Raw genomic sequence first — 8,164 nt, forward strand, 5'->3', positions numbered from 1 at the left:
CGCAGAGCACTTGTTCTCTGGGTGCGCTAATCGCCGCTCAGCAGCGATCCCACGGGTTGCTTCGACAGCTAGGGCCTGTTGCGAAAGTGGCTTTGAGACCCATAGGTAGCCAATGGGATTCGTGATGACGAATGGCGCTGCTACGCAGGTCCCTTGCGGGTGGTCGCGCCCGCTGTGGTGAGGAGCGCGGCAGTTTCGGGATGGGGGCCGTTGTTCGCCCAGTCCAGGGGGGCCCAGCCCGTGCCGTGATCTTCCCGTAGGTTCGGATCAGCGCCGTGCGCCAATAGCTCGCGCACTGTCTCGGTGTGCCCCCAGCATGCGGCTGCGCACAGCGGTGTGCCCTCGGCGCCGAGTCCGCTGCTCTCGGTGTCAGGGGAGACGCCGGCTGCCAAGAGCGGGCGGTGCCCGCCCGCCGCCGCGAGTCGAAGCACGATGGTTGCCAATCCCGGCGCCGCGCGCACGCCGGCGGCGAGCTCTGACCCGGACTGCTGACAGGGGGTGCCCGCCCGGCCCCGGTGGGCATCCCCTTGGCCGCCCCGGAAACGGCGGCCCGTCGTCGTACCCCCTCCGTACCCTTGGCGCTGAGTCATATGCGGCAGGAGGGCAACGTGGCCCGCAACTCCATCAACCAGCGCGCGATCGAGAAGCACTTCAAGGAGATCGCCAAGGGCTATGAGCGTGCGGCCCGGCGAAATCCGATCCGCGTGCCGATCCAGACGGAGGCGTCTGCCGAAGGAGGCTCGGTGCCCGGCCGTGACACCGCCGAAGGCGATCCGATCCTTGCCCGGCTGCGAGGTCGAAGGCCTTGCGGGCGGCGATGGTCTCGGGCCGGACGATGCTGGTGCCGTCGTAGCGTATCTCCGCCAGCGCCCTGCGGCCGCGCTCCAGCCACTGCGGATGGCGGCCCAGGCACGCTTCCAGAGCCGCACGGACGGCTAGGCCCTGGTCGTGGATCTGCTCAGCGATGTCCCGCTGAGGGTCAACTGGGCACGGGTAGCGGGGGAGAACAGGACCAGGTGGAGCGGATCGTGAGTGGCCACGCCGACGTTGCCGCCCAGCAGGAGCACGGCGCAGTGGTCCTCACTGTCGCGCACGCCACGTCCCATGCCCTGCTCGATCCGCTGCACCTCGCGGGCGAGCAGGGTCGGGGTGTTTGGCGAGGGCGCCTGGCGGCGCTCCTTGTGAAGGCCGACGGCGCGTGTTCGTGCCGCCATCGATCTAGGGATCGTTGCGCTCCGGGATATCACTTCCCAGTACACCGGCGCCGAGCGGGGTGGCCAGTGCCAGTCCCAGGACCAGCCTGCGAAGGGACTCCCGGTGCCTGGCCAACCAGAGGGATGCAATCGCAAGCAGAAGTACTGCGCACGTGGTGACAGCCCACCACCACCGGTCCCACCAGGTGGGCGTGGAACCGATGGTGACGGACAGGAACTCGGCTCCAAGCCGGCGGTCCGCGTCTGTGGCGTCGCTGATGACGATCTTCCCGCCCACCTCGCCGAATTCGGTTCCGGCGCTGAAGGAGACGGTGAACCGCACCGGATCCTTCAGGCCCGGCGGAATCGTCACCGTGCGCGGACTGATTCGGAGTTCGGCATCCGTCGGCTGGTCCTCCAGCGACAGTTGCAGCGTGTGCGGACGGTTGTCGTCGTTGCGGACGACCAGTAGCCGACCGTGCACGCGCCCGCCGGGATGAGTGAGGTGCGTGTCCAGGGAGATGCCGGCCAGGAAGAGCCGCCGGGACGCCGCCGAGACCGATGTGGTGAGGGGGCGGCGGTCGGGCAGCATTCCCGGCGCTTTCGTGTCGGTGGTGAGCTGCAACTTGCCTGTTGCCGTTGACGGCACGGTGAACCAACCTGTGAACTGGAGATCGTTGGGCTTCTCGTCTCCGCTGGTTCCGTCGTCGCGCAGCACCACGGTCGTCGGTGAGAAGCCGTCGCCCGTCAGCAGGGCCCCCGCCTTTACGCCGTTCAGTTGCAATGCGCTGGTGACGAGCATCCCGCGGCCTGTCTGCAGCCGCACCCGTACCCGGACTTCTTCTTTCGGCCGGGGGGAAGCGGGTTCCATGGACACTGATGAGTGCAGCGTGCCCTGCCACATCGCCCCTACGTTGGCGGCCTTGGCAGCCAACCCTCCGGGGGTGTGAAGGGTGATCCGCCAAGTCCCGGGAAGCGGGGCGGTCACCCGCAGTGTCTCGACGGGGCCGTCGCGGCCGCTCACGCTGAATACTGAGCCATCGAATGTGCCGGCCAGCGGGGCTTTGCGCCCCATGGGGTCGAAGTAGGTGACGGAGATCGAAGGATCACCCTTGGTGACTGTGATGGAGCCGGCTGCGGCGAGCGGTGGGATATCTATTTTCAGTTCAGTGGGAGGACGACCGCTGCTTCCGTGCGCAACCCTGGCGCAGCGAGCGCTGGCAAATGCTAGCTGCAGGGCTGCTTCTACCTCGCTCGAGTCCGCGACAATGCGCGCGCGGGGTTCGGCCTCGGGCAGGTCGGAGCAGCCTTTCTGGTAGCCGTTTGCGGCGATTTCCTGGAGCGCGCGCTTGTCGGGTTCTTCACCGAACCCGAGTGGCCAGACCTGCACCTGGTCCCTTTGGGCTTGATTGAGGACGTCATGCATGGCCCTGATCCCATTTGCTTCCCGCTCGACTGTGTCAGAGCCGTAGGAGGGACTGTCCCGCACATCCAGTCTTCCGTCAGTGAGGAGGAAGATCATCTTTGGTGAGCCGGAAGGGTGTCCGCCGTCAGCCAGGCGGCGCAGAGCCTGGGTGAGAGCTGCGGGAAAGTCAGTGCCCGATCCGAGGTTGAGTGACTCTCTGCTGTTCAGTCTCCGCACACATGCGGTGAGCTTCTTCCGTCCCGCCGCGTCGACGACCGTGGGTGGGCAGATCTCGTTGACCGGCTGCTGGCCGGACTTCTCCGCGCTGCCGAAGGCGATGAAGGTCGCGCGGGATCGGTCCGAGATCTCTGCCTGGCTGAGCAACGCGGCAGCTTGGGCCTCCCTGTTCAGGTCCTGTCTGTTCAGGCTTGCCGAAGCGTCGACGAGCACGACAAAGTCGACCGGTTCGATGCCTTCGGAGCGGACGACAGCGCCTTGCGCACTCACGGGGTCGGCCAGCGGTCCAGCAAGTAGGCACAGCGCCGCCATCAGCAGCGCGGCTAAGTTCCGCATCCGTGAACTCCAGTGTTCAGCGTCAGGAGCCAGCCGGATCATCGTTCTCACCCACCCGTGCCGTTGGTTGGTAACGAGCCACCCGTCCGGGGAGACGCCGTTGGAGCGGCGGGCGGCCTTCGCCGCAGCAGCGGCAAGGTGGCGAACGCCGCGCCGACCGCCAGCAGCGCGGAGATCAACAGGACGCGCGCGTATCCGGCGGACAAGGCTTCGGCGTAGCCCCAAGCCTGTGGCTGGTCGGCGAGCGTGTGTTCCGCGTGGCGGGCGGCAGCACTGGTCAGCGCGGCCAGGCCGAACGCACCGCCTGCCAGCGACGCTACCTGGGTCAGCTGCTGCGGCAGTCCGTCAGAGGTTGTGTCCCGGCCCGCGAGGCCTGCCAGGCGCGCCGGTACGAGCCCGAGGCCCAGTGCCGTGACTTCCAACGGGCCGAGAAGATCGGTGAGGAAACTGCCGTCCGGGGAGACTCGGCTGAGCCAGGCCAGACCGGCGGCGACCAGGAGCAGTCCCAGGAACAGCGGGACGTGCTCACCGGAAGCCGGTCTTGGCCCCGCCATCGACACCGCAATGACGGTCGCCGCAGGGACGAGAAGCACCATTCCCGCGGCCAGTGGGCCATAGCCGAGAACGTTTTGCGCATAGAGGGAGACGAACACAGCTTCGCTGAGCAGGGCGGCGTGGAGCAGCGCGCTGACGGTCACGGCTGCACTCAGCGGCAGGGACCGGACCCGTGCCAACGGCACAAGCGCGCTCTGGCCGGACCACCGCTGGTAGGCCACGAACCCCACCGAGCAGGCCACCCCGGCCGCGAGTGACAGCAGAGTCGGGACCGAACCCCAACCATGGCGCTCGGTGCCGGCGAATACGAAGGTGACGGCCACGAGCGCCCCGCTGAGGGCCAGTGTGCCTGGGATTCCGAGCATGATCCCGTGGTCGGTGCCGTCCTTTTGCGGCAGCGATACCCCCGCACAGAAGAGGCCGAACGCCATCGCGAAGTTGACCAGGAGGAGAGCCCTCCACCCGAATTGCCCGGTGATGAGACCGGCTATTGCGTCGCTGCACAAGACAGCCGTACTCGTCGCTGCGGCGAGCTGGCCCAGGCCGCGTCCGCTGAGGGCGGCGGCCGCAATCGACAACGCCGATGCGCTGACCAGCGCGGCTCCGCATCCTTGCACAGCACGCGATGCCATCAGCAGTTCCGGCGGCAGCGCACCAGCGCAAGCCAGGCTCGCCAGGCCGAACAACGCGACACCGGCGAGGAAGACCGGGCGGCCACCGTAGCGTTCGGTGGCTCGCCGACCGGACAGCAACAGACCGGCCAGGCCCAGGCCGTAGGCGTTCACTGGCCATGCCGCGTCGGCCAGGTCCAGGTCGAGGGACTCCTGAAGCGAGGGAAGGGCGACGTTCATTTCCGTGGCTCCGAGGACGACCGCGAACTGAGCCACGCAAGCCATCAGCATGACGCGCCGCACCGGGGCGCCATTCGATGCCTCGCTCTCGGCCGGGCTTCGGGTCTTCGTCGGTCCACGCCCAGTCGGCGATGGCACCGCGACGCTCACAGCGTCAGGGTCGGGCACCGTTGATTGAGCGTCCTCGACGTCTTGCGCGCCTGAACGCCTGTCATCTGTGTTGAGGCCATGAGTCGGAGTCTCGGCTTCCACCGCCGCAACTGTCACGACATCGCTGTCCGGTTGACCGGAGCCCGGCCTGTTCAGAGGATTGTCCGGAGTTGTCGCGGATAACCCCGCGTCCTGCACCACCTCGCCCCGCACGACAACAACGCCGTCCGGGCCCGGCTCCGTCTCCCCGCCGGGTGCGGCCTTCCACCCGATGTCCTCGGCCGCCTCCTTCGTGGCTTCGTGCCCCTCGTGCAGGACACGCTTGAACGTATCCAGTGTCCGGTCCACGTCAGCGAGCGCCCCGTCCAGGGGATTGGGAAACGCCAGGCTCGGCTCTGCCGCCTCCGGGCCATCGCCCCGCGGGGCGTCGGCCGGCGGTACCTGGTCGGCCGTCCGGTCCCGCAGCCGAGCGACCTCTGCTTCCAGGGTCTGGATCCGCCGCGACGCGAAATCCACCACTTCCTGTGCGTGGTCCCGCTCCTGCACAGCATGATCAAACTGTTGCTGAATGGAGCGCTGCCGCTCCTCATACCGCGCAAGGAGTTGCTCAAGCAGGCTCAGCTCTCCCGGATCGCCCGCGAGCCGAGCCTGATAGCCGTCGATCTGCCGACCCAGCTCATCGATCTTCGACTGTGCCCAGCCCAGCAGGAGAAACAGCATGCCGCCAACCCGCTCGGCCTGAAACCGGCTTGCTTCGCTCACCTGCAGTGCTTGCCGCGCACGGCCGAGTTCCTCCTGAGTCTCGATGATCCGATCCTTCGCCGCGGACAACTCCCGGCTCAGTTCCCAGTCACCGGCAGACCGAGCCCCGACTGACGTGGGATGATCGCGTGCGGCCAGCCACAGTCTCCGGGCGTCCCCGCACCGCTCTCGTGTCTCCTCGGCGCTGTCCGCCGGAAAGCAAAGCTCTGCGACGGCCTCCACCAAGTCCCATCCCAGGTCGTTGCCCGCGAGCATGGCGTAGAGCTTTCCCTCGGAGGGCACTACGCCGGGGCCGAAGTGATCAGGTGTCAGATGCTCCCGCAGCTTGCGCGCGGAGATGCCCGCCGCGTCCAGCCATCCACGCAGCAGCCAGGCGAGCTCGTTGCTCTCCTCGCAGTTGCCCCGGACAGGGCCCCAGGGTCTCCCCGCCCTCGCCGTGCGCGGTGCCCCCGCGGACTGAGCCTCCACTTGTCCCCGCCCCGTTATCGCCCGATAACCCCGTGTTGTCGCAGGGACAATATCCAACCGCTGGAACGCCCTCGTGTACAGGCTCATCGTCGACTCACCGCACGCACCGCATGGGAGTCCTCTATGAATCTGCCCACGCCCACGCTCGTCACCACTGCGACCGCCGCCAGCGCCACGACCGCGTTCTTCCTCGCAGGGGTGCCTGGCTGGATCAGTGTCGCTCCCGCCCTGGCCGGCGCCGCGGTCGCGCTCGTCACGCATGTGCACCAGGAGGTCCGGGCCACGCGTCGGGTTACCCACCAACAGCGCCAGGAACGCGCCCATGCCCGGCAGCAACGCGCTTTGGAGCACCAAGCCGTAGCGGCGGCGCAGGCCCTTACTGATCCTGATCTGCGCGTCGACGCACTCCTGCGTCTCGTCGAACTCCACAACACGGCGCCCCCACAGGCCCTTGAATCCGCCCCGGCCGAACCTGGTCAGTCCGTGCCGGGCGGCGAGCGCTGATGCATCGAAAGAGACGCCTGGTTGCGCTGTCGGACACCTCGCCCAGGGCGGCGCCGAATTGGGATCTCACAGAGTGAAGGCGGCGCGAGGGGTGTCGGCGGATGGGACTACGGCACGTTGCGCCGACTGGCATGTGGGAATGCCGGGCCACCGCGTGGAAGGATCGCTACGGCTCCCAGCGGTGGGCGGAAGCGGGGTCGGTGTAGTCCTGCCTGATCACCTTCACCAGGCTGTACGAGGCCATGTCCAGGTCGTATCTGGCGATTGGCGAGTGGCGAATGGGGCAGGTCGGTCGCAATGAACTGGTACGGCGAAGCGCCCAGGAAGCCCTCGGCGTCAAAGACTTCGAGCATGTTCGCGATGTCGTCGGCCTGTTCCTGCTCGCTCCTGACCAGATTGCCCTTGATCTCCGGAACCGGCTTTTCCTCGTCGACGAAGTCCCAACCGTCGCCGCCGCGCTCCGCGGCGCCACGGTAGGTGCGGCAGCCGAATTCAAACGGTCAGCCAGCAGGGCGAACAGGCGTGGCTCGACGACACCCCTGAGCGACCCATAGGGGAGTCGGAGACCGATGCCTTGTGTGCGCGTGCCACTGGGGTCTGCTGGAGTGGCTGCGCAAATTTCGACTCGGTTGTGCTGGAGAAAGTTCCGGCCCTCGTTCCTGCACTCTTTCGCCTCCTGATCGGCGATACCTGCCGCGGAGCGCGGTCCGAACCATTGGGTTCAGTGGACAATCGGCGACAGAGTGTGATGGCGGCGGGAAGGGGTCGGGTGCGTGTTCGACAATTGGCTGCTGCAGCATCAGGTGAAGCAGCCTGAGGGCGCGCTGAATTATGAGGCTCTCGAGGACTCCGGGTGCATAGGCGATGAGGAACTGCCGGAACAGCTTGGACGTGAGGTCGCACGGAACTACCTGAACCCTGGGGAGCTCGCGCTCACGTTCACGTCGTCACCGACGGACGGCGTCCACAGGTCCGCCGTGGGCTCCGCGTGCTTGGTGACGCCCTGCGGCATACGCGGCGGCGGCAATCAACGCTGTGGGGCTGGTGACGATGGCGGCTATCACGGCGGGATCCATGACGCCGGATGATGCCGTTGACGACAGCCGCGGCCGAGCCTTCAGCCGCGCCGCCCTCTGATACCGGGCACTCTTGCGTGAGCAGTGACCGAACGCCATCGAGAGCCACCGAAAGGCGACCATGACCGATCCCGTGAGCCGGACGATCCTCCTGCTCGACATCGAGAAGTACAGCGACCGGGACGACGTCGAGCAGGCGTATCTGCGGCGCGTGCTCTACGACATCGCCGATCGTGTCCTGGAGTACGCCGGCATCGAGGAAACACTGCGGATACGGGCCGACCGGGTCGACTCCGTCATGGAGCTGATCGATGCCAACGCCTCCGTGACGGCTCTGCTCCGCGTCCTGCTCTCCGAAGTTCCGGCCCAACTGCACGGATACAACCGGCTGGCGTCCGGCTCGGCGCAGGTCCGACTGCGCGGAGTCGTCGCCACCGGGTACGTCGCCATCGACCAGCACGGTGGGTGGGTGGGCTCCGACCTCAACCATGCCTGCCGCCTCCTGGACGCCCAGTTGCTACGCAAAGCCCTGCGCGAGCGAGCCGACGGCTTCGCGCTGTGCGTGTCGGAAGGCATCCACACAGGAATCGTGCGCCACGACCACCACGGCATCCCGGCAGCCGACTT

7 protein-coding genes and 1 pseudogene are annotated in these 8,164 nt (G+C 67.4%); 4 read left to right on the forward strand and 4 right to left on the reverse strand.

Translation table 11 applies throughout. The annotated features are described in order from the left end of the window. Window positions 1-140 precede the first annotated feature (140 nt). The 4 genes from ACWDZ6_RS21760 to ACWDZ6_RS21775 all read right to left on the reverse strand — a co-directional run bounded on the left by ACWDZ6_RS21760 (window position 141) and on the right by ACWDZ6_RS21775 (window position 5,744). Window positions 141-590, reverse strand: coding sequence for an ankyrin repeat domain-containing protein (locus ACWDZ6_RS21760; RefSeq protein ID WP_451504156.1), 450 nt, complete (start codon window positions 588-590; stop codon window positions 141-143). Window positions 591-935: 345 nt separating this feature from the next. Further along, a complete protein-coding gene (locus ACWDZ6_RS21765) occupies window positions 936-1,214 on the reverse strand; it encodes a hypothetical protein (RefSeq protein ID WP_451504157.1) in 279 nt (92 codons plus the stop codon). Window positions 1,215-1,218: 4 nt separating this feature from the next. Next, on the reverse strand, window positions 1,219-3,213 hold the full coding sequence (locus tag ACWDZ6_RS21770) for a vWA domain-containing protein (protein WP_451504158.1): 1,995 nt from the start codon (window positions 3,211-3,213) through the stop codon (window positions 1,219-1,221). Between the two features lie 5 nt (window positions 3,214-3,218). After that, window positions 3,219-5,744, reverse strand: coding sequence for an MFS transporter (locus ACWDZ6_RS21775; RefSeq protein WP_451504159.1), 2,526 nt, complete (start codon window positions 5,742-5,744; stop codon window positions 3,219-3,221). Between the two features lie 336 nt (window positions 5,745-6,080). On the opposite strand from ACWDZ6_RS21775, the gene ACWDZ6_RS21780 reads away from it, so the two are divergent. The 4 genes and pseudogenes from ACWDZ6_RS21780 to ACWDZ6_RS21795 all read left to right on the forward strand — a co-directional run. Continuing rightward, window positions 6,081-6,461 (forward strand): hypothetical protein, encoded by a 381-nt coding sequence (locus tag ACWDZ6_RS21780; protein WP_451504160.1) that lies wholly within the window; start codon window positions 6,081-6,083, stop codon window positions 6,459-6,461. Between the two features lie 242 nt (window positions 6,462-6,703). Next, window positions 6,704-7,015, forward strand: a complete 312-nt coding sequence (locus ACWDZ6_RS21785) for a hypothetical protein (RefSeq protein WP_451504161.1) — start codon at window positions 6,704-6,706, stop codon at window positions 7,013-7,015. A 219-nt stretch (window positions 7,016-7,234) separates the two neighbouring features. Further along, a complete protein-coding gene (locus ACWDZ6_RS21790; protein ID WP_451504162.1) occupies window positions 7,235-7,549 on the forward strand; it encodes a hypothetical protein in 315 nt (104 codons plus the stop codon). A 109-nt stretch (window positions 7,550-7,658) separates the two neighbouring features. Next, window positions 7,659-8,164: pseudogene (locus ACWDZ6_RS21795) on the forward strand (hypothetical protein); the annotation flags it as partial.

This window comes from Streptomyces sp. NPDC002926, from assembly GCF_053591755.1.

Excerpts from the sequence above, each read along its gene's own strand:
- ACWDZ6_RS21780 (WP_451504160.1), top strand. The coding sequence starts at position 6,081 with ATGAATCTGCCCACGCCCACGCTCGTCACCACTGCGACCGCCGCCAGC.
- ACWDZ6_RS21785 (WP_451504161.1), top strand. The coding sequence starts at position 6,704 with ATGTCCAGGTCGTATCTGGCGATTGGCGAGTGGCGAATGGGGCAGGTC.
- ACWDZ6_RS21765 (WP_451504157.1), bottom strand. The coding sequence starts at position 1,214 with ATGGCGGCACGAACACGCGCCGTCGGCCTTCACAAGGAGCGCCGCCAG.
- ACWDZ6_RS21770 (WP_451504158.1), bottom strand. The coding sequence starts at position 3,213 with ATGATCCGGCTGGCTCCTGACGCTGAACACTGGAGTTCACGGATGCGG.
- ACWDZ6_RS21760 (WP_451504156.1), bottom strand. The coding sequence starts at position 590 with ATGACTCAGCGCCAAGGGTACGGAGGGGGTACGACGACGGGCCGCCGT.
- ACWDZ6_RS21775 (WP_451504159.1), bottom strand. The coding sequence starts at position 5,744 with ATGCTCGCGGGCAACGACCTGGGATGGGACTTGGTGGAGGCCGTCGCA.